We start from the raw sequence: 18,613 nt of genomic DNA, 5'->3' as shown, positions 1-18,613 counted from the left end.
AGCGCTGCGGGCGTACCCTGCCGAAGCTTTCACCGCAGCGTCGCCCTTGTCTGACGCTGCCATCGGAGAACTGGACCATGACCGATTCCACCACCCCGCCGGCCGGCGAGCCGGCGATCCGCACCATCGCCATGCCGGCCGACGCCAACCCGGCCGGCGACATCTTCGGCGGCTGGCTGATGGCACAGATGGATCTCGCCGCCGGCAATGTCGCGGCGCGCCGGGCCCGCGGCCGCTGCGTCACCGTGGCGGTCGACCAGATCATCTTCCACAGCCCGGTGTATGTCGGCGACGAGGTCAGCCTCTACGCCAACGTCACCAAGACCGGCCGCACCTCGATGACGATCGCGGTCGAAGCCTGGCGCCGCTCGCGCGACGGCGACGACCGTGTGCGCGTGACGCAGGCGACCTTCACCTTCGTCGCCCTCGATCAGGGACGCCGCCCGCGCGTGCTGCCCTCGGTCGGTCTGGACGACTGAGCAGCCCCCACCTATCTACCACACTGATAAGCATCTCGGCCGCGCCCCGCGGTGCGGCACGCCCCCGGAGGAACGTTTTCGCGATGAGCACCGATCTCAACGACCAGGCCCTGCGCTACCACCGCTTCCCCACGCCTGGAAAGATCGCCGTGGTGCCGACCAAGGCGCTGGCGACGCAGCACGATCTGGCCCTGGCCTACTCGCCCGGCGTCGCCGCCGCCTGCGAGGCGATCGTGCAGGACCCGCTGGAGGCGGCAACGGTCACCGCGCGCAGCAATCTGGTCGCCGTGATCAGCAACGGCACCGCGGTGCTCGGCCTCGGGCCGATCGGGCCGCTGGCGGCCAAGCCGGTGATGGAAGGCAAAGGCGTGCTGTTCAAGAAATTCGCCGGCGTCGACGTCTTTGACATCGAACTCGACGAGCGCGACCCGGCCAAGCTGATCGACATGGTCGCCGCGATGGAACCGACCTTCGGCGGCATCAACCTCGAAGACATCAAGGCACCCGAGTGCTTCGTCATCGAGCAGACGCTGCGCAGCCGCATGAAGATCCCGGTGTTCCACGACGACCAGCACGGCACGGCGATCGTCGTCGCCGCGGCGGTGCTCAACGCGCTGCGCCTGTGCAACAAGTCGCTCGATAACGTCAAGCTGGTGTGCTCCGGCGCCGGCGCCGCGGCACTGGCCTGCCTCAACCTGCTGGTTTCGCTCGGCCTGCCGCGCGCCAACATCTGGATCACCGACATCGAGGGCGTCGTCTACGTCGGCCGTGAAAAGCTGATGGACGAGTACAAATCGGTGTTCGCGCAGGACACCGAGGCGCGCAAGCTCGCCGACATCATCACCGGCGCCGACGTCTTCCTCGGTCTGTCGGCGCCCGGCGTGCTGACGCAGGCGATGGTGCGCGAGATGGGACCGCATCCGCTGATCTTCGCGCTGGCCAACCCGACGCCGGAGATCCTGCCGGAGCTCGCCCGCGAGGTGCGCCCGGACGCGATCATCGCCACCGGCCGTTCGGACTATCCGAACCAGGTCAACAACGTCCTGGTGTTCCCCTACATCTTCCGCGGTGCACTCGACGTCGGCGCGACGGCGATCAACGAGGAAATGAAGCTCGCCTGCGTGCGGGCGCTGGCCGACATGGCGATGCAGGCGCCCGACGAGGCGGTGATGGCGGCCTACGGCGGCCAGTCGCTGCGCTTCGGCCCGGATTACCTGATCCCGAAGCCGTTCGATTCGCGGCTGATCCTCGAACTGCCGGTGGCGGTCGCCAAGGCGGCGATGGAAAGCGGCGTCGCCACCCGCCCGATCAGCGACTGGGATGCCTACAGCGAGCAGCTCGAACGCTTCGTCTACCGCTCGGGGCTGATCATGAAGCCGGTGTTCGAGCGCGCCAAGCTGGCCCTGCAGCGCATCGTCTATTGCGAGGGCGAGGACGATCGCGTGCTGCGCGCGGTGCACACGGTGGTGCAGGAAAAACTCGGCCAGCCGATCCTGCTCGGCCGCCGCGAGCGCATCCAGCAGAAGCTCGATGCGCTCGAACTGCGCCTGCGCATGGACGAGGACTTCCAGGTCGTCGACTTCCGCGACCATCCCTACTTCGACGACTGCTGGCGCGAGTATCACCACCTGCTCAGCCGCCACGGCATGACCATCGACAACGCCCGCCAGCGCGTGCGCACCCGGCCGACCGTGCTCGGCGCGCTGCTGGTGCGTCTGGGGCACGCCGATACGCTGATCTGCGGCGTCACCGCGCGCTATCGCCGCCAGCTCGATCACCTGACCGAGGTCTACGGCATCCTCCCCGGCCAGCCGGCGCCGGCGGCGATGAGCCTGCTGCTGCTGCAGCACGGTTCGCTGTTCCTCGTCGATACCCACGTCAACCGCAACCCGAGCGCCGCGCATCTGGCGGCGATCACGCGCATGGCCGCCGAGGAAGTGCGCCGCTTCGGCCTGACGCCGAAAGTCGCGCTGCTGTCGCATTCGAATTTCGGCAGCGACGACAGCGACACCGCCCGCAAGATGGCGCACGTGCGCGAGCTGCTCGAAGCCGAAGCGCCGGAGCTGGAGGTCGAGGGTGAAATGCAGGCCGACATGGCGCTATCGGATACGCTGCGCCTGCGCCTGTTCCCCGACTCCAAGCTCACCGGCACCGCCAACCTGCTGGTGATGCCGACGCTCGACGCCGCCAACATCGCCTACAACCTGCTGAAGATGGCTGGCGACGCGATCGCGGTCGGGCCGATGCTGCTCGGCCTGCGCTACCCCGGTCAGGTGCTGACCACGGCCGCCACCGTGCGCCGTATCGTCAACATGAGCGCGGTGGCGGCGGTCGACGCGCAGGTCAACGCCGCCGTGGTCGAGGCAAACGACTGAGACCGGCGCGTCACCCCGCCCTTGACGGGCCGGAGTCGCAAGACTCCGGCCCGTTGCGTTTTCGCTGCCCGCGGCCGTCTTGCCACGATGAGAAAAGCCATGCAAGTGACTGATTAGCGGTCATGCGGCGGCGGCACGACGACGGCGTTGTGCATTGCGCAACGGATTCTCAGAGGTGAAAATACAGCCCCCCTGCCCGCGGCCCGGAGCCGGCACGCCGACGCCGGCCGCGGGGCATCGATCACTTCGTGGAGACAGCTAGATGACTGAGCGCGTTGCCGTTGGCGGACTGCAGATCGCCAAGCCCCTGTACGACCTGGTGCAGGACACGCTGGTACCCGGTACCGGACTCGACGCCGGTGCCTTCTGGTCCGCGCTGGAAGCGATCGTCACCGACCTCGCCCCGCGCAATCGCGAGCTGCTGGCCAAGCGCGACGCGATCCAGGCCCAGATCGACGCCTGGCACCTGGCCCGCCGCGGCCAGGCCCACGATCACGCCGCCTACGTCGCCTTCCTGCGCGAGATCGGCTACCTGCTGCCGGAAGGCGCGGACTTCGAGGTCGAGACCGGCAACGTCGACCCGGAAATCGCCAGCATCGCCGGCCCGCAGCTGGTGGTGCCGGTCAACAACGCCCGCTATGCGCTCAACGCCGCCAACGCCCGCTGGGGCTCGCTGTACGACGCGCTCTACGGCACCGACGTGCTGCCGGAGGACGGCGGCGCCGAGAAGGGCAAGGGCTACAACCCGGCGCGCGGTGACAAGGTCATCGCCTACGCCGCCGCCTTCCTCGACGAAGCCGCGCCGCTCGCCGGCGGCAAGCATGCCGACGCCGTCGAATACGTGCGCGACGGCGCGACGCTGTTCGCCCGCCTCAAGGACGGCTCCAGCTGCGGCCTCGCCGATCCGGCGGCCTTCGTCGGCTACATCGAGAAGGACGGTGCGCTGCAGACCGTGCTGCTGCGGCACAACGGCCTGCACGTCGAGGTACTGATCGACCGCAATCATCCGGTCGGCAAGCAGAGCGCGGCCGGCGTCAAGGATGTCGTGCTCGAATCCGCCGTCACCACCATCCAGGACTGCGAGGACTCGGTCGCCGCGGTCGACGGTGAGGACAAGGCGCTGGTCTACGCCAACTGGTACGGCCTGATCGCCGGCTCGCTGACCGCCGAGTTCGACAAGGGCGGCAAGACGCTGACGCGCGCGCTCAACGAGGACCGCGTCTACACCGCCGCCGACGGCTCGACGCTGACGCTGCCGGGACGCGCGCTGCTGCTGGTGCGCAACGTCGGCCACCTGATGACCAACCCGGCCGTGCTGTTCGGCGCCGACGCCGCCGAGATCCCGGAAGGCATCCTCGATGCGATGGTCACCACGCTGATTTCCTACCGCGACATCAAGGACCTCAACCGCCTGAAGAATTCGCGCCGCGGCAGCATGTACATCGTCAAGCCGAAGATGCACGGCCCCGAGGAAGTTGCCTTCGCCGCCCAGCTGTTCGGCCGCGTCGAGGACGCCTTCGGCCTCGCCCGCAACACGCTGAAGATCGGCATCATGGACGAGGAGCGACGCACCACCGTCAACCTCAAGGAGTGCATCCGCGCCGCCAAGGAGCGGGTGATCTTCATCAACACCGGCTTCCTCGACCGCACCGGCGACGAGATCCACACCTCGATGGAAATGGGGCCGATGATCCGCAAGGGCGAAATCAAGAACGCCGCCTGGATCAAGGCCTACGAGGACTGGAACGTCGACATCGGCCTCGCCTGCGGCCTGCGCGGCCGCGCGCAGATCGGCAAGGGCATGTGGGCGATGCCCGACGAGATGAAGGCGATGGTCGCTGCCAAGATCGCCCACCCGCTGGCCGGCGCCAACACCGCCTGGGTGCCGTCGCCGACCGCCGCCACACTGCACGCGATGCACTACCACAAGGTCGACGTCGCCGCGCGTCAGGCCGAGCTGGCCAGCCGCGCCCGCGCCAGCCTCGACGACATTCTGACGCCGCCGGTGGCGAGCGCGCCGAACTGGTCCGACGCCGAGATCCAGCAGGAGCTCGACAACAACGCCCAGGGCATCCTCGGCTACGTCGTGCGCTGGATCGATCAGGGCGTCGGCTGCTCGAAGGTGCCGGACATCAACGACGTCGGCCTGATGGAAGACCGCGCCACGCTGCGCATCTCCAGCCAGCACATCGCCAACTGGCTGCACCACGGCATCGTCGACAGGGAACGGGTGATGGAGACCTTCCGCCGCATGGCGCTGATCGTCGACCGCCAGAACGCCGCCGACCCGCTGTACCAGCCGATGGCACCGGCCTATGACGGCATTGCCTTCCAGGCCGCGCTCGACCTGGTGTTCCTCGGCCGCGAAACGCCGAACGGCTACACCGAGCCGCACCTGCACAAGCGCCGCCGCCAGCTCAAGGGCAGCTGAGCCCGCGCCGTCTGTTCAATGAGCCCGGCCGGGCACACAGTCCGGCCGGGCTTTTCTTTTGCCGGCCTGCGGCGCAAGCTCGGCCGCCTTGCGGCCGTCGGAAACCTGACGCGGTCGGCATGGTCGGATGCGATATCAAGAAAAACGAGGGCAGGGAGACAACAAGCATGAGCGCGACCGATTCCTACGACGGCAAACCACGTTCCTTGCTGGCCGTACTGATCCACGCCTACCACCCGCACACCTGGCGCGAAAGGGGCATCTTCTATGCCGTCGGCGTACTGCTGGCGACCTACCTGGTCGTCGTCGGCGTGCTGTGGTTCATCTGGGATAACAAGCCGGACCTGTTCGACGTGCGCGAGGTCGCCCTGCAGATGGCCGGCGGCGACCAGGCCAAGCTGGTACCGGGCTATGTGACGACCGCCACCGTCATCCACACCGCGCAGGTGATGCTCGACAAGCCGGGCGGCTACCTCAGCAACGATCGCTTCCCGCCCGGGGTGTTCATGGACAACGTGCCGAACTGGGAATTCGGCGTGCTCACCGAGCTGCGTGACGTCGCCCGCGCGCTGCGCAACGACTTCAGCCGCTCGCAGACCCAGTCACGCGAGGATACGGACCTGCAGGTCGCTGAGCCGAAGTTCAACTTCGATAACAATTCCTGGATCCTACCCGCCTCGGAGAGTGAATACCGCGACGGTATCGCCGCGCTGCAGCGCTACCTGAACCGCCTCTCCGACGAGCGCCGCGATGACGGCCAGTTCTACACCCGCGCCGACAACCTGCGCGACTATCTGGCCACCGTCGAGAAACGCCTGGGCTCGCTGTCGCAGCGGCTGTCGGCCAGCGTCGGCCACATCCGTGTCGACACCAGCCTCGCCGGCGATCCGGACGCCCGCCAGTCGACACCGACCCCGGACGAGCGCACGGTCAAGACCGGCTGGCTGGAGATCGACGATCACTTCTATGAAGCACGCGGCTACTGCTGGGCGCTGATCAACATCCTCAAGGCCATCGAGGTCGACTTCCGCGATGTGCTGGTCAACAAGAACGCGCTGGTCTCGCTGCGCCAGATCATCCGTGAACTGGAACCGACGCAGGATCACGTCTGGAGCCCGATGATCCTCAACGGCTCCGGCTTCGGCCTGTTCGCCAACCACTCGCTGGTGATGGCCTCCTACATCTCGCGCGCCAATGCCGCGATCATCGACCTGCGCAACCTGCTGATGCAGGGTTGATCCCAGCGCTCCTGCCCGCTGAGGGTGCGGCCGCCGGCCGCACCCGGTTTCCTTCAGTGACTTCCCTTGGCCGATTTCAAGACCCATCTGATCTGCGGCACCGCTGCCAGCGGCGCGGCCGCCACGTCCCTGCTGATCGCCGGAGCGCTGCCGCGTGACGCTGCGCTCGGCTGCTTCGCCCTCGGCGCCATCGGCAGCCTGCTGCCGGATGTCGACCTCGATCACTCGATCCCCGCACGCGTCGCCTTCCGCGTCGTCTCGCTGGTCGGCGCCTTCATGGTGGTGCTGGCACTCAGTCCGCACTTCTCGCTAGCCGAACTGATCGTCGCCTGGGCGGCGAGCTACCTAGCTCTGCGCCACGGCCTGTTCGGACTGATCAACACCATCACCGTGCACCGCGGGCTGGTGCATTCGCTGCCGGCGGCAACCGCCTTCGCGCTGGCCACCGTATCGCTGACCTACCACCTGCTCGATTGCGAGCCGCGCAAGGCCTGGCTAGGCGGACTGTTCGTCGGCGGCGGCTTTCTTTTCCACCTGCTGCTCGACGAGCTGTTCAGCGTCGACCTGCTCGGCCGCCGACTGAAGCGCTCGTTCGGCACGGCGGTCTGTCTCGGCGACCTGCGCAACCCGCTCGGGACACTGGCGCTCTACGCCGGCAACTGGGCCCTGTACCGGCTCTGCCCGCCGGATGGCGGCCTGTGGCGACTGCTGATCGACCACGAGCTCTATCGTCGCCTCGCCCTGCGTCTGCTGCCGGCGCAAGGCTGGTTCGACGGTCTGGCAAGCTTTGCCGGCGAAAGCCTGCGCCGCCTGCTCTAGGCGCCGGCCAGATGCAGCACCAGCTGCACCAGCCCGATCAGCAGCAACACGAAGACGACCGTCGCCAGCAGGCCGACGACGATGAACTGGCCGGCACGGCCGCGACTGAAGTCGCGCCGGCGGTTCGCGTCCTTCTGCACGCCGACGAAGGCCCACAGCACGCTTTTGATCACCTGCCACAGACTGGGCGCCGGCTCACGCGGTTCGTTCATTGCGAGGTCTCCGGCTGGGCCTGGGTGTAGAAGCGGTACAGGGCGCTGTGATCGAGCCCGCCGTCACCGGCGGCGATCAGGCGGGCATACAGTTCGCGATTGAGCGCGGTGGCCGGCAGCTGCATGCCGCAGGCCGCGGCCAGCTCCAGCGCCTGCGTCATGTCCTTGTGCTGCGTGGTAACACGACCGCCCGCCTCGAAACGTCCCTCGATCATGCGCAAGCCGTGCAGTTCGAGAATGCGCGAATCGGCGAAGCCGCCGCGCAGCGCCTCACGCACACGGGCCGGATCGGCACCGGCGCGGGCCGCCAGCGCCAGTGCCTCGGCCACCGCGCCGATGCTCAGACCGACGATCATCTGGTTGGCCGCTTTGGCGATCTGGCCGCAACCGCAACCGCCGACATGGGTCAGCCGCGCACCGAGGCAGCGCAGCAAAGGCTCGGCACGGGCGAAAGCCGCTGTCTCGCCGCCGGCCATGATCGTCAGGTTCGCGTTCTCGGCACCGACCACGCCACCGGAAACCGGCGCATCGAGCCAATCAGCGCCGGCGGCGCGCACCTGGGCGGCGAAATCACGGGTCGCCAGCGCCGAGCTCGTGCCCATGTCGATGATCAGCGTACCGGGGCGCAAGGACGGCAGCAGCGCGGCCAGCACCGTCGCCACGGCCGGCGTATCGGTCAGCATCAGCACGATGCAGTCGAGCTGCGCCGCCAGTTCAGCCGGCGTGGCCGCCGCCCGGGCACCGGCGGCGACCAGCGCAGCGACCGGCTCGGGGGAACGGCTGTGCACGCTCAGGGGGTAGCCGGCACGCAGCAGATTGAGCGCCATCGGTCGCCCCATCAGACCAAGGCCGATGAAACCGACGGGCGAACGATCAGGTGAAACGGGGGGATTCATCGACGGGCTCGCGTGGGCGACGGCAGGGCCCGTCAGCATGCCATCGCCGCCCTGTCCCGACCACCGCCAGGCCGGGCTGCGGCGCAGACTGCGTCAGTGAGCGTGCCGCGACAGCGACAACTGCGGCAGGTGTTCGACGACCCGCGGCCGGTGTACCCGCAGCCAGCTCAACGCCGCCGCCGGATCGAGCAGCGCATCGACGCTGAACTCGGCATCGAGCTCAAGATCTTCCAGCCAGTCGGACAGTTCACCGAACCAGCGCGTCAGCTCGGCATCGCCGGCCAGCACCAGACTCTGCACGGCGAGCATCACATGCTGCCCGCGCCAGCCCGCGTCGGCGAGTGCCACCAGTTCACGCTCCGAGGCCCGCGCCAGAAACGGCAGCGGGTCGAAGGTCGTCGCGATGCGTGCACCGTCGCCGTCGAGCCGTGTCGCTTCGACCCAGGCGATGGCCCCTTCCGGCCACAGCCGGATACCTTCCAGGTGGCAGACGGCTTGAGAACTGTCACGGGGCTCGGCGACTTGCATGATGCACCTCGGTGTAGCGAAAAGTGGCGGTTGCACTCATCAAGCAACAACAAGGCCAATAATATTTTTCAGCTTTAAATCAAAGATCTCGATCATCCGCCAGGCGGCACGACCGCAGCGGCCTCGCATTCTGCGAGGCGCTACGCAAAATGCCCTGACGCTGGTCAGCGGGCAATGTGATCGCGCGTGGCCGAGAATTCCACATCAGGCCAGCGCTCCTGCGTCAGCTGCAGATTGACGCGGGTCGGCGCGATGTAGACCAGCTCGCCGTGGTGATCGACGGCGAGATGCTCGAAGCACTTGTTGCGGAAGTCCTCCAGCTTTTTGGCGTCCCGGCAGTGCACCCAGCGCGCGGTGCTGACACCGACTGCCTCGAACAGGCAGTCGACGTTGTATTCGCTCTTCAGCCGATAGGCGGCGACATCGAACTGCAGCACGCCGACCGCACCGAGGATCAGGTCATTGGAGACCAGCGGCTTGAACAGCTGCGTCGCGCCCTCCTCGCAAAGCTGCTCCAGCCCTTTCTGCAGCTGCTTCATCTTCAGCGGATCGCGCAGTCGCGCGCGGCGGAACAGCTCCGGGGCGAAGTCCGGCACGCCGGTGTAGGCGATCTTCTCGCCTTCGGTGAAGGTGTCGCCGATGCGGATGGTGCCGTGGTTGTGCAGGCCGATGATGTCGCCGGGGTAGGCGGCGTCGACGTGTTCGCGCTCGCTGGCCATGAAGGTCAGCGCATCGGCGAGCTTGACCTCGCGGCCCAGGCGCACGTGCTGTGCCTTCATGCCGGCACGCCAGACGCCCGAGCACACGCGCAGGAAGGCGATGCGGTCGCGATGCTGCGGGTCCATGTTCGCCTGGATCTTGAACACGAAGCCGGTGAAGCGCTCCTCCTGCGGCTCGACGGTACGCGCATCGGCCGCGCGCGGCCGCGGCCCGGGTGCGAACTGCACGAAGCCGTCGAGCATCTCCTGCACGCCGAAATTGCTGATCGCCGAACCGAAGAACACCGGCGTCTGCCGACCGGCGAGATACTCCCCGTGGTCGAACGGATCGGCCGCGCCCTGCACCAGTTCGATTTCCTCGCGCAGCGCATCGATGACATCGGGACCGAGCGCATCCGCCGCCTCGGGCGAATCGATGCCGTCGATGATCGCGCCTTCGTTGACGCGCCCGTCCTTCGACGGCTCGTAGAGATGGATGAAATCTTCGAGCAGGTGGTAGACGCCCTTGAGCTCGCGGCCCATGCCGATCGGCCAGGTCACCGGCGCGCAGCGGATCTTCAGCACCTTCTCGACTTCATCGAGCAGATCGAGCGGCTCACGGCCTTCGCGGTCGAGCTTGTTGATGAAGGTGAGGATCGGCGTGTCGCGCAGGCGGCAGACGTCCATCAGCTTGATCGTGCGCTCCTCGACGCCCTTGGCGCAGTCGATGACCATCAGCGCCGAGTCGACGGCGGTCAGCGTGCGGTAGGTATCTTCGGAGAAGTCCTCGTGGCCGGGCGTGTCGAGCAGGTTGACGATGCGGCTCTGATACGGGAACTGCATCACCGAGGAGGTCACCGAAATGCCGCGCTGCTTTTCGAGCTCCATCCAGTCGGAGGTGGCATGGCGTGCCGCCTTGCGCCCCTTGACGGTGCCGGCCAGCTGGATCGCGCCGCCGAACAGCAGCAACTTTTCCGTCAGCGTGGTCTTGCCGGCGTCGGGATGGGAGATGATGGCGAAGGTGCGCCGACGGTTCATCTCTTCGAGAAATTCGCTCATGGTACGGCCGATTTAGCGGATCGAAGTGAGCCGTGCAGTCTACACCATCGCCCTGAACACCGACCGCGCCGCATATCGCCCCTTGCACCTCAGCGCACATCGGGCACACTGCGCGGCCGAAGACGTCCACCGGAACCGGAGGCCGCTCGATGTCCGTCGTCTCGCCTACCCGTCGCCGCCTGCTCGCAGCCCTGTTCGCCCTGCCCTTCGCCGCCCTCGGCGAAGCCCGCGAAACCGAACGCCCAGCGAAGACGGTCAAGCCCAAACCCAAGCCGAAACAGCCGCAGGCCAAAGCCGCCGCGCCGCGCAGCAAGCGGCCGGCGAAGGCAAAAGCGCCGCCGCCGTCACTGAACGCGGCGGTCGGCGCCCGTGTCACCGAACTGCGCCGCCGCGGCCTGATCGGTCGCGACGAAACCGCCGCCTTCTACGTGCAGGACCTGCGCAGCGGCCAGACTCTGCTTTCGCTCAACGGCGGCGTCGCACTGCAGGCGGCGAGCATGATCAAACCGTTCGTTGCCGCCGCGTATTTTTCCGAGGTGATGCGCGGCCGGCTGCGCTATACGCCGGCCGAGCGCACGCTGATGGAAGCGATGATCGTGCACAGCGACAACACCGCGACCAATCACTTCATCCGCGCCGTCGGCGGCCCGGCCCGCGTGCAGGTGCTCCTGCGCCGCATCGCCCCCGGTGTCGTCGTGTCCGAATACATCCCCGCCGGTGGCCGCACCTACCGCAATCGGGCGTCCTGCCAGGCGCATGCGCGCTTTCTCGACAGCCTGTGGAAACGCCGCGCGCCGGGCGCCGACGAGATTCTGCGGGTGATGCGCATCCCCAACCGCGACCGCCTCTACGAAGGCGCCGACGGCGTGGCCCGCGGTACCGCGGTCTACGATAAGACCGGTACGACGGCGCGCCTGTGCGGCGACATGGGCATCCTCGTCGCGCGCCAGCGCGGCGGTGGCGAGTTCCCCTACGCGATCATCGGCGTGGTGCAGCGACGCAGCCCGGCATCCGACTACGGTCAGTTCATGGTCAGCCGCGGCAATGCCATCCGCGAGGTGTCGAGCATCGTCTATCAGGAGCTGCGCGAGCGCTACGGCCTGGTGTGAGGCACTGGCGGCGGATTCAGCCGGCCAGCTTCTGACTGAGGTTGATCAGCATCGCCGCCGTCGCGCCCCAGATATAGCGCTCGCCGTAGGCCAGCACATAGAAGAAGCGCTCGCGACCGCCGAGTACACGGCTGCCGCGACTGTGGTTGGCCGGGTCGAGGATGAAGGCGAGCGGCACTTCGAAGGCGTCGGCGACTTCGAAGGCATCGAGCGTCAGCTCGAATTGCGGTTCGATGAAGGCCACCACCGGGGTCACCAGAAAGCCGGTGACCGTCTGGTAGAGGTCGAGGTAACCGGCGATCTCGACATGGCTGCGTGCCAGGCCGATTTCTTCTTCGGTTTCACGCAGCGCGGTGGCGATCGGGTCGACATCCTCGGCTTCGCAGCGTCCACCGGGAAAACTGATCTGCCCCGGATGATGTGACAGGTGCTCGGTGCGCTGCGTCAGCAGTACGGTCAGCCCCTCTGCGCGCAGCACCAACGGCACCAGCACGGCGGCAGGCGTCAGCGGCCGGTCTTCGCGCGGCAGCCCGGCGACGGCATGATCGCCGCTGAGCGCACGCGGATCGGGACGCGTGGCAACGCGCTCACGGATTAAATCGAGTGTGGCAGGTATCGGTTTCATCACGTCCATTGTGAGCACCGAGCGCGGCGTCGGAACGCCTGCGATGTTTGTTCACAGCGGTGCATGGGCAGACGGCACCGCATCACGGAACAGGCGGAAGAAGTTATTCGTCGTCGTCGCTGCCACCTGCTCCGCGGTCTCGCCGCGCAGCTCGGCGACGAAAGCCGCCACCTCGCGAACCCAGGCCGGGTGATTCGGCTTGCCGCGGTGCGGCACCGGCGCCAGGTACGGCGAATCGGTCTCCACCAGCATGCGCTCGGCTGGCAGGCGGCGGGCGACCTCCTGGATCTGCGCAGCGCTGCGGAAGGTGACGATGCCGGAAAACGAGATATGGAAGTTCAAATCGAGCGCGCGCTGCGCCATCTCCCAGTCTTCGGTGAAGCAGTGCAGCACGCCGCCGACCTCGGCCGCGCCCTCTTCGCGCAGGATCGCCAGCGTGTCCTCGCGCGCCTCGCGCGTGTGCACGATCAGCGGCTTGCCGGTCTCGCGCGCCACCCGCACGTGAATGCGGAACCATTCGCGCTGCAGCTCGGCGCGCTCCGGGCCGTAGTGGTAATCGAGGCCGGTCTCACCGATGGCGACGACGCGCGGCGTGCGTGCCAGCCGCACCAGCTCGCTGAGGGTCGGTGCCCGCCCCTCCTCGCTCGGATGCACACCGACCGACAGTGACACGTCATCGAACGCCGCGACGGATTCGACCATCGCCGGCCAGTCCTCCAGCGCGACCGCCACGCACAGGAAGTGGCCGACACCGGCCTGGCGCGCACTGTCGAGCGCCGCGGCAAGACTGCCGCCGAAGGCATCGAGGCGCAGACGATCGAGATGGCAATGAGAGTCGACGAGCATCGGTACTGCACCGGCCGCGGCCGGCCCTCGGTCAGAGCGTGTGGGTCGGACGATCGGAATTGACGATGCCGGCAAGGTAGGTGTCGATCTTCTTCAGCACCGTCGCCGCCTCCATGCCGGTGAACTGCAGGCCGATGCCGGCCGGCCGGCCGCTGATCGCGGTCTTCGGCGTCAGCCAGACCACCTTGCCGGTCACCGGATAGCGGGTCGGGTCGTCCATCAGTGTCAGCAACAGGAAAACCTCGTCGCCGAGCTGGAAGGATTTGTCGGTCGGCACGAACAGGCCACCGCTTTTCAGGAACGGCATGTAGCACTGGTAGATCTGGTTGCGGTCGCGCAAGGCGACCGACATCACGCCCTGGCGCGCGGCACTGGCTTTCGACTCCATGCGGTCACACCCTGCGGGCGGCGACGCCCGCCCAGTCGATGAAGAATTCTTCGAGCAGCAACTGCGGATTGGCCTGCGTCGCGAGCAGTTCGCGCAGGCGCAGCGCCGCTTCCCAGCGGCGTGCCAGATAGTCCGCACGCAGGCGGCCCGTCAGTGTGCACAGCGCCTCGCGCAGATCCGGATTGGTCAGCTGCGGCGGAGTGGCGGCCATGTTAAGGCGAAGCAGGTCGAGGTACCAGCCGAGCAGCCAGTGCACGGCGAGTGCGACATCGTCTTCGAGCCACAGTTCGGCGGCGCGCAGCGGATCGAGCTTGCCGGTGGCGACATCGAGAAACGCGCGGAACAGCTCCCGGCGACGCGGCAGCTGCGCGGCGAGCTGCAGGGCACGCAGCGGACTGCCGGCGGCGAGCGCCAGCAGCAGCTGCGGATCGGCCTCGCCGACCTGCGGCGCCAGCCAGGCCAGCGCCCGTGCCGTGTCCGGCGCGGTGAACGCCAGCGTCTGGCAGCGGCTGCGGATGGTCGGCAGCAGGCCGGCCGGATGGGCGCTGAGCAGCAGCAGGTGACTGCCTGCCGGCGGCTCCTCCAGCGTCTTCAGCAGACTGTTGGCGGCGTTGGCATTGAGCCGATCGGCCGGCTGCAGCAAGACGACGCGGCGACCGACATTGCCGCTGGTCAGCGCGAGGAACTCGATCAGCTCGCGCACCTGCTCGACGCGGATGACCTTGCCGTCCTCGGCCGGTTCGACGCGCCGAAAATCCGGATGGCTGCCGGCAGCGAACAGCAGACAGCCACGGCAGGTGCCGCAGCCATGACCGTCCGCGGTGCGCGCCTCACACAGCAGCGCCTGCGCCAGCTGCGTGGCGAAATCGAGTTTGCCGAGTCCGGCCGGCCCGCTCAGCAACAAGGCATGCGGCAGGCGCCCCGCATCGATGCGGGTGGCAACGCCCTGCCACAACGTCTCATGCCAGGGCAGCCGCGCCTCCGCGCCGGTACTCACGAAGCCGTCTCCGTCAGCAGCTGGGCGGCGATCGCCTCGACCCGGGCGCTGACCTCGGCCAGCGGCGCCGTGGCGTCGATGACCGTGTAGCGCTGCGGCCAGCGCGCGGCGCGTTCGAGATAGACCTGCCGCACGCGCTCGAAGAAGGCGAGCTGCTCCTGCTCGAAGCGATCAGCGGCCGAGCGCCGCCGCGCCCGCTCCAGCCCGAGCGCCGGCGGCACATCGAACACCAGCACCCGATCCGGGCGCAGCGTGCCCTGCGCGAAGGTCTCCAGCGTGGCGATGCGCGCCGGATCGAGGCCGCGGCCACCGCCCTGATAAGCGTAGGTGGCATCGGTGAAGCGGTCGCACAGCACCCAGTCGCCGCGCGCCAGCGCCGGCTCGATGAGCTGGGCCAGGTGCTCGGCGCGCGCGGCGAACATCAGCAGCAGCTCGGCATCGGCACACATACCGGAGGCGCGCGGCTGCAGCAGCAGCTCGCGCAGTTCCTCACCGAGCGGCGTACCGCCGGGCTCGCGGCTGCGCACCACGCGACGGCCGGCCTGTTCGAGGCAGCGCTGCAGCGTCGCCAGCTGGGTGGTCTTGCCCGCGCCCTCGCCGCCTTCGACGGTGATGAATCGGCCTCTCGCGCTCATGGTTCCTCCGTGGCCTGCTGCTGGAAGCGCCGGTACGCCTGCACAGCGCGGCGATGCTCGTCATATGTCGCCGAGAACACATGCCCGCCATCGCCGCGGGCAACGAAATACAGCGCATCCCCGGCGGCCGGGGCAACTGCGGCAGCCAGCGCTTCAGCACCCGGCGCCCCGATCGGCGTCGGCGGCAAGCCCTTGTGCAGATAGGTGTTGTACGGCGTGTCGCGCTGCAGATCGGCACGGGTCAGCGTCCCCGTGTAATCCTCGCCGAGGCCGTAGATCAGCGTCGGGTCGGCCTGCAGCAACATGCCCAGGCGCAGCCGGCGCACGTAGACACCGGCGACGGCCGGCCGCTCCGCGGCGAGCGGCGTTTCGCGCTCGACGATCGAGGCCAGCGTCAGCGCGTCATCCGCCGAGGCCAGCGGCAGGTCCGTGACCCGCCGCGCCCAGGCGGCCGCCAACCGCTCCGCCATCGCCTTGTAGGCACGGCGCAGAATATCGATGTCCCGATCGCCGAGGCGGTAACGGTAGGTCGCCGGGAAAAACCGCCCTTCCGCCGGCTGCGAGGGCTGACCGAGGCGGGCCATCAGCTCGGCATCGGTGACATCGTCGAGCGTTTGCCCGAGCTTCGGCGCGGCACGCAGCGCCGCGCGGATCTGGCGCAGCGTCCAGCCTTCGATCAGCACCAGCTCGCGTTCGATGACACGCCCGGCCGCCCATTGTTCGAGCAGTGCCTTCGGCGTGGTGCCGGGGGCGATGAAATACTCGCCGGCCTGGATCCGCGCGGCGAGCCCCGTGCTACGCGCATACAGCACGAACCAGGTCGGCTGACGGAGCAGGCCCTGTGCCGCCAGGGCCTGTGCCAGCCCGCCGACACTGCTGCCGCGAGCGACGACGAACTCGACGCCGCCGGCCGGCACGCTGAGCGGCGTGCCGAGCACGCGCCGGTAATCGAGCCAGCCGAGGCCGGCGCTCAGCACCAGCAGCAGCGCCAGCCCGGCAAACAGGCGCTTGTGCCGACTCATGCCGCGCAGTCCGTCGCCAGGCAGGCCAGCAGCCGGGTGGTCAGCGCTCCGGGCGCCGGGAAGCTGCGCTCGCCCAGACGGGCGATCGGGCGGATGCCGAACACGCTGTTGCTCAGGAACAGTTCGCTGGCGGCCTCGACTTCGGTCATGTCGACCCGGCGTTCGAGCCAGGGCAGACCGGCAGCAGTAGCCAGTTCGAGCAGCCGCTCGCGCATGACGCCACAGATGCCGGCGCGATCGAGCAGTGGCGTCACCAGCACGCCGTCGCGCACGAAAAACAGATTCGCCGCAGTCGCCTCGATCACGCCGCCATCGAGGTCGCGCATCAGCCCTTCATCGAACTCGTCGTCCCATTCGCTGCGCGCCAGCACCTGATCGAGGCGATTCAAGTGCTTGAGCCCGGCGAGACGCGGATTCAGCGACAGCGGATGCGTGCACCAGCGCACGGCGATCGGCTGCGCCGCGCCGGCGGCGGCCGGCCAGTCATGCACGCTGAAGATACGCCGCGGCTGCGCCGGCTGTGGTGGCCGATAGCCACGCCCGCCGCTGCCGCGGGTGAGGATGAGCTTGAGCACGGCCTGCCGGCGAGCGGCCAGCAGCCGTGCCGCCTCGGCGGCGAGGAGGTCTTCATCCGGCATCGCAAGACCGAGCCGCGCACAGCCGCGCGCCAGCCGCGCCAGGTGCCGCGACCAGTAGCGCGGCCGGCCGTCGATGACGGCCAGCGTCTCGAACAGGCCATCGCCGTAGGCCAGGCCGCGATCCGTGACCGGCAGGCGATCGCTGGCGAGACCGTCGATCAGACACATCAGGCCCGTCGTCACGTTCCGACCTCGTCAGCGCCGAGCGCGCGCAGCAGGCCACGCGCCTTGTGCCGGGTCTCGGCCAGCTCGCGGCCCGGCTCCGAATCGGCAACGATGCCGGCGCCGGTGCGCAGCACGAGCTGCTCACCGTTGAGCGTCAGCGTGCGGATCAGGATGTTGAGGTCGAGGTCACCGTCACGGTTCAGGTAACCGACGGCGCCGGTGTAGGCGCCGCGGCCGACCCCTTCGAGTTCGGCAATGATTTCCATGCAGCGCACTTTCGGGCAGCCGGTGATGGTGCCGCCTGGAAATACCGCACGGATGACGTCAGCGGGCGAGACTCCGGCACGCAGCTCGCCGCAGACATTGGAGACGATGTGGTGCACGTGGGCATAGCTCTCGACCACCATCAGCTCATCGACGCGCACCGTGCCTGGCCGGCAGACCCGGCCGAGGTCGTTACGCTCCAGGTCGATCAGCATGACGTGCTCGGCACGCTCCTTCGGATGCGCCAGCAGCTCGGCGGACAGATCCTGGTCGGCCGCGGGCTGATGGCCGCGCGGGCGCGTACCGGCGATCGGCCGGGTATCGACCTGCCGTCCGCGCACCCGCACCAGTCGCTCCGGCGACGAACTGACCACCGCCTGCCCGCCGAAGCGGGCCAGAGCGGCAAACGGTGCCGGATTCGCCTGGCGCAGGCTGGCATAGACATCGGCAGCATCGACGCCGCCGCCCAGCCGGCCACGCCAGGCGCGCGAAAGATTGACCTGAAACACGTCGCCGGCGCGGATGTATTCGCGGATGCGCTCGACGCCCTGTTCGAAAGCGGCCGGCAGGTCTTCGGTGAGCCGGCCCGCCAGCAGCGGAGCGGTCGCTCGCGGCGCCGCAGACGCCTGGCAGGCCGCGCAATCGGCACCCAGCGCATCGAGCAAGGGCTCCCGACCGGCTTCGGCCAGGGTCCAGGCCTCGCCGCGCAGATGATCGAGCAACACCGCGGCGGGAATGCGTGTCGCGCAGGCCAGCGGCAGCTCGTCGCTGGCCGCCGGCAGGTGCAGTGTCGGTTCGACCTGCCCGGCCAGCTCGTAGCTCAGATAGACGAACCAGCCACCGCGAAACGGCCAGCACTCGTCAGCGCCGGCCGTGTCATCACCCGCCGCAGTCGCAGGCAATGCTTCGGCATGCCACGCGGCATCGAGTGCGGTCAGAAAATCGTCGCCAGCGCGCGCCTGCACACTCGCTTCCGGGAAGGCGAAAGCGATGCTCCAGCGTGCGTTTGCGCCACCCTGCGCAACGCTTTCGAGCAGAAAGGGGTAACGCTGCGGATTGTGCCGGTGCAGGACCAGCAGGTCGGGCAACGCGGGCAGACGGCGGACGACAGGCTTCATGACGAGACATCAGCGCTGGGCGCCCAAGGGCGCCGGAAACGAGCGGGCCGGCGCGGTTGTCCGCGTCGGCC

The 18,613-nt window shown here is 68.4% G+C and carries 18 protein-coding genes; 6 read left to right on the top strand and 12 right to left on the bottom strand.

The genetic code is table 11. The features are described from left to right. Positions 1-77: 77 nt before the first annotated feature. From C7443_RS15915 to C7443_RS15895, 5 genes are all read left to right on the top strand, one after another. Complete coding sequence (locus tag C7443_RS15915; RefSeq protein ID WP_110019609.1) at positions 78-479, top strand: acyl-CoA thioesterase; 402 nt, start codon at positions 78-80, stop codon at positions 477-479. Positions 480-562: 83 nt separating this feature from the next. Next, positions 563-2,854 (top strand): NADP-dependent malic enzyme, encoded by a 2,292-nt coding sequence (locus tag C7443_RS15910; protein WP_110019608.1) that lies wholly within the window; start codon positions 563-565, stop codon positions 2,852-2,854. A 262-nt stretch (positions 2,855-3,116) separates the two neighbouring features. Continuing rightward, complete coding sequence (locus C7443_RS15905) at positions 3,117-5,285, top strand: malate synthase G (RefSeq protein WP_110019607.1); 2,169 nt, start codon at positions 3,117-3,119, stop codon at positions 5,283-5,285. 167 nt (positions 5,286-5,452) lie between these two features. Beyond that, complete coding sequence (locus C7443_RS15900; RefSeq protein ID WP_110019606.1) at positions 5,453-6,523, top strand: DUF2333 family protein; 1,071 nt, start codon at positions 5,453-5,455, stop codon at positions 6,521-6,523. A 66-nt stretch (positions 6,524-6,589) separates the two neighbouring features. Further along, a complete protein-coding gene (locus C7443_RS15895) occupies positions 6,590-7,342 on the top strand; it encodes a metal-dependent hydrolase (RefSeq protein ID WP_110019605.1) in 753 nt (250 codons plus the stop codon). Here C7443_RS15895 and C7443_RS15890 read toward each other — a convergent pair. From C7443_RS15890 to C7443_RS15875, 4 genes are all read right to left on the bottom strand, one after another. Beyond that, positions 7,339-7,554, bottom strand: a complete 216-nt coding sequence (locus C7443_RS15890) for a DUF2970 domain-containing protein (RefSeq protein ID WP_110019604.1) — start codon at positions 7,552-7,554, stop codon at positions 7,339-7,341. The two genes, C7443_RS15895 and C7443_RS15890, sit on opposite strands and share 4 nt — an antisense overlap. Then, positions 7,551-8,450 carry an NAD(P)-dependent oxidoreductase gene (locus C7443_RS15885; RefSeq protein WP_110019603.1) on the bottom strand — a complete coding sequence of 300 codons (900 nt, stop codon included), beginning with the start codon at positions 8,448-8,450 and terminating at the stop codon, positions 7,551-7,553. The genes C7443_RS15890 and C7443_RS15885 overlap by 4 nt, the downstream gene beginning before the upstream one ends. Before the next feature lie 93 nt (positions 8,451-8,543). Then, positions 8,544-8,978, bottom strand: a complete 435-nt coding sequence (locus C7443_RS15880; protein ID WP_110019602.1) for a hypothetical protein — start codon at positions 8,976-8,978, stop codon at positions 8,544-8,546. Between the two features lie 164 nt (positions 8,979-9,142). Beyond that, positions 9,143-10,735 carry a peptide chain release factor 3 gene (locus C7443_RS15875; RefSeq protein WP_110019601.1) on the bottom strand — a complete coding sequence of 531 codons (1,593 nt, stop codon included), beginning with the start codon at positions 10,733-10,735 and terminating at the stop codon, positions 9,143-9,145. Between the two features lie 149 nt (positions 10,736-10,884). Here C7443_RS15875 and C7443_RS15870 point away from each other — a divergent pair, with 149 nt between their 5' ends. Beyond that, on the top strand, positions 10,885-11,844 hold the full coding sequence (locus C7443_RS15870) for a serine hydrolase (protein ID WP_110019600.1): 960 nt from the start codon (positions 10,885-10,887) through the stop codon (positions 11,842-11,844). 16 nt (positions 11,845-11,860) lie between these two features. On the opposite strand, the gene C7443_RS15865 is transcribed toward C7443_RS15870, so the two are convergent. Genes C7443_RS15865 through C7443_RS15830 form a run of 8 tightly spaced genes read right to left on the bottom strand, consistent with a single transcriptional unit; the run spans position 11,861 to position 18,542 of the window. Next, a complete protein-coding gene (locus C7443_RS15865; RefSeq protein WP_110019645.1) occupies positions 11,861-12,469 on the bottom strand; it encodes a CoA pyrophosphatase in 609 nt (202 codons plus the stop codon). 51 nt (positions 12,470-12,520) lie between these two features. Further along, a complete protein-coding gene (locus C7443_RS15860; protein ID WP_110019599.1) occupies positions 12,521-13,315 on the bottom strand; it encodes a TatD family hydrolase in 795 nt (264 codons plus the stop codon). Between the two features lie 31 nt (positions 13,316-13,346). After that, a complete protein-coding gene (locus C7443_RS15855) occupies positions 13,347-13,703 on the bottom strand; it encodes a PilZ domain-containing protein (protein ID WP_110019598.1) in 357 nt (118 codons plus the stop codon). A gap of 4 nt (positions 13,704-13,707) precedes the next feature. Continuing rightward, on the bottom strand, positions 13,708-14,700 hold the full coding sequence (locus C7443_RS15850) for a DNA polymerase III subunit delta' (RefSeq protein WP_170123646.1): 993 nt from the start codon (positions 14,698-14,700) through the stop codon (positions 13,708-13,710). Further along, positions 14,697-15,335 (bottom strand): dTMP kinase, encoded by a 639-nt coding sequence (gene tmk / locus C7443_RS15845; protein ID WP_110019596.1) that lies wholly within the window; start codon positions 15,333-15,335, stop codon positions 14,697-14,699. The genes C7443_RS15850 and tmk overlap by 4 nt, the downstream gene beginning before the upstream one ends. Further along, a complete protein-coding gene (gene mltG, locus C7443_RS15840) occupies positions 15,332-16,357 on the bottom strand; it encodes an endolytic transglycosylase MltG (RefSeq protein WP_110019595.1) in 1,026 nt (341 codons plus the stop codon). Before mltG ends, tmk begins: the two co-directional genes overlap by 4 nt. Continuing rightward, the gene (gene pabC, locus C7443_RS15835) at positions 16,354-17,178 is read right to left on the bottom strand and encodes an aminodeoxychorismate lyase (RefSeq protein WP_246004689.1); all 825 of its coding nucleotides are present in this window, start codon (positions 17,176-17,178) and stop codon (positions 16,354-16,356) included. The genes mltG and pabC overlap by 4 nt, the downstream gene beginning before the upstream one ends. Further along, entirely contained in the window at positions 17,175-18,542 is a 1,368-nt protein-coding gene (locus C7443_RS15830; RefSeq protein ID WP_110019594.1) for an aminodeoxychorismate synthase component I, read from the bottom strand. Before C7443_RS15830 ends, pabC begins: the two co-directional genes overlap by 4 nt. Positions 18,543-18,613: the final 71 nt, after the last annotated feature.

The sequence above is a fragment of the Plasticicumulans acidivorans genome (assembly GCF_003182095.1).
Classification (GTDB): Bacteria; Pseudomonadota; Gammaproteobacteria; order Competibacterales; family Competibacteraceae; genus Plasticicumulans; species Plasticicumulans acidivorans.
The sequence above is the reverse complement of the archived record's forward strand: the minus strand, read 5'-3'. Positions and strand labels throughout refer to the sequence as shown.

Bases quoted from the DNA above. Each gene is read 5' to 3' on its own strand.
- C7443_RS15855 (WP_110019598.1), bottom strand. From the start codon at position 13,703: ATGGAGTCGAAAGCCAGTGCCGCGCGCCAGGGCGTGATGTCGGTCGCC.
- C7443_RS15900 (WP_110019606.1), top strand. From the start codon at position 5,453: ATGAGCGCGACCGATTCCTACGACGGCAAACCACGTTCCTTGCTGGCC.
- C7443_RS15905 (WP_110019607.1), top strand. From the start codon at position 3,117: ATGACTGAGCGCGTTGCCGTTGGCGGACTGCAGATCGCCAAGCCCCTG.
- C7443_RS15915 (WP_110019609.1), top strand. From the start codon at position 78: ATGACCGATTCCACCACCCCGCCGGCCGGCGAGCCGGCGATCCGCACC.
- C7443_RS15885 (WP_110019603.1), bottom strand. From the start codon at position 8,450: ATGAATCCCCCCGTTTCACCTGATCGTTCGCCCGTCGGTTTCATCGGC.
- C7443_RS15880 (WP_110019602.1), bottom strand. From the start codon at position 8,978: ATGCAAGTCGCCGAGCCCCGTGACAGTTCTCAAGCCGTCTGCCACCTG.
- C7443_RS15910 (WP_110019608.1), top strand. From the start codon at position 563: ATGAGCACCGATCTCAACGACCAGGCCCTGCGCTACCACCGCTTCCCC.
- C7443_RS15890 (WP_110019604.1), bottom strand. From the start codon at position 7,554: ATGAACGAACCGCGTGAGCCGGCGCCCAGTCTGTGGCAGGTGATCAAA.
- mltG (WP_110019595.1), bottom strand. From the start codon at position 16,357: ATGAGTCGGCACAAGCGCCTGTTTGCCGGGCTGGCGCTGCTGCTGGTG.
- C7443_RS15830 (WP_110019594.1), bottom strand. From the start codon at position 18,542: ATGAAGCCTGTCGTCCGCCGTCTGCCCGCGTTGCCCGACCTGCTGGTC.
- C7443_RS15875 (WP_110019601.1), bottom strand. From the start codon at position 10,735: ATGAGCGAATTTCTCGAAGAGATGAACCGTCGGCGCACCTTCGCCATC.
- tmk (WP_110019596.1), bottom strand. From the start codon at position 15,335: ATGAGCGCGAGAGGCCGATTCATCACCGTCGAAGGCGGCGAGGGCGCG.
- C7443_RS15870 (WP_110019600.1), top strand. From the start codon at position 10,885: ATGTCCGTCGTCTCGCCTACCCGTCGCCGCCTGCTCGCAGCCCTGTTC.
- C7443_RS15860 (WP_110019599.1), bottom strand. From the start codon at position 13,315: ATGCTCGTCGACTCTCATTGCCATCTCGATCGTCTGCGCCTCGATGCC.
- C7443_RS15865 (WP_110019645.1), bottom strand. From the start codon at position 12,469: ATGAAACCGATACCTGCCACACTCGATTTAATCCGTGAGCGCGTTGCC.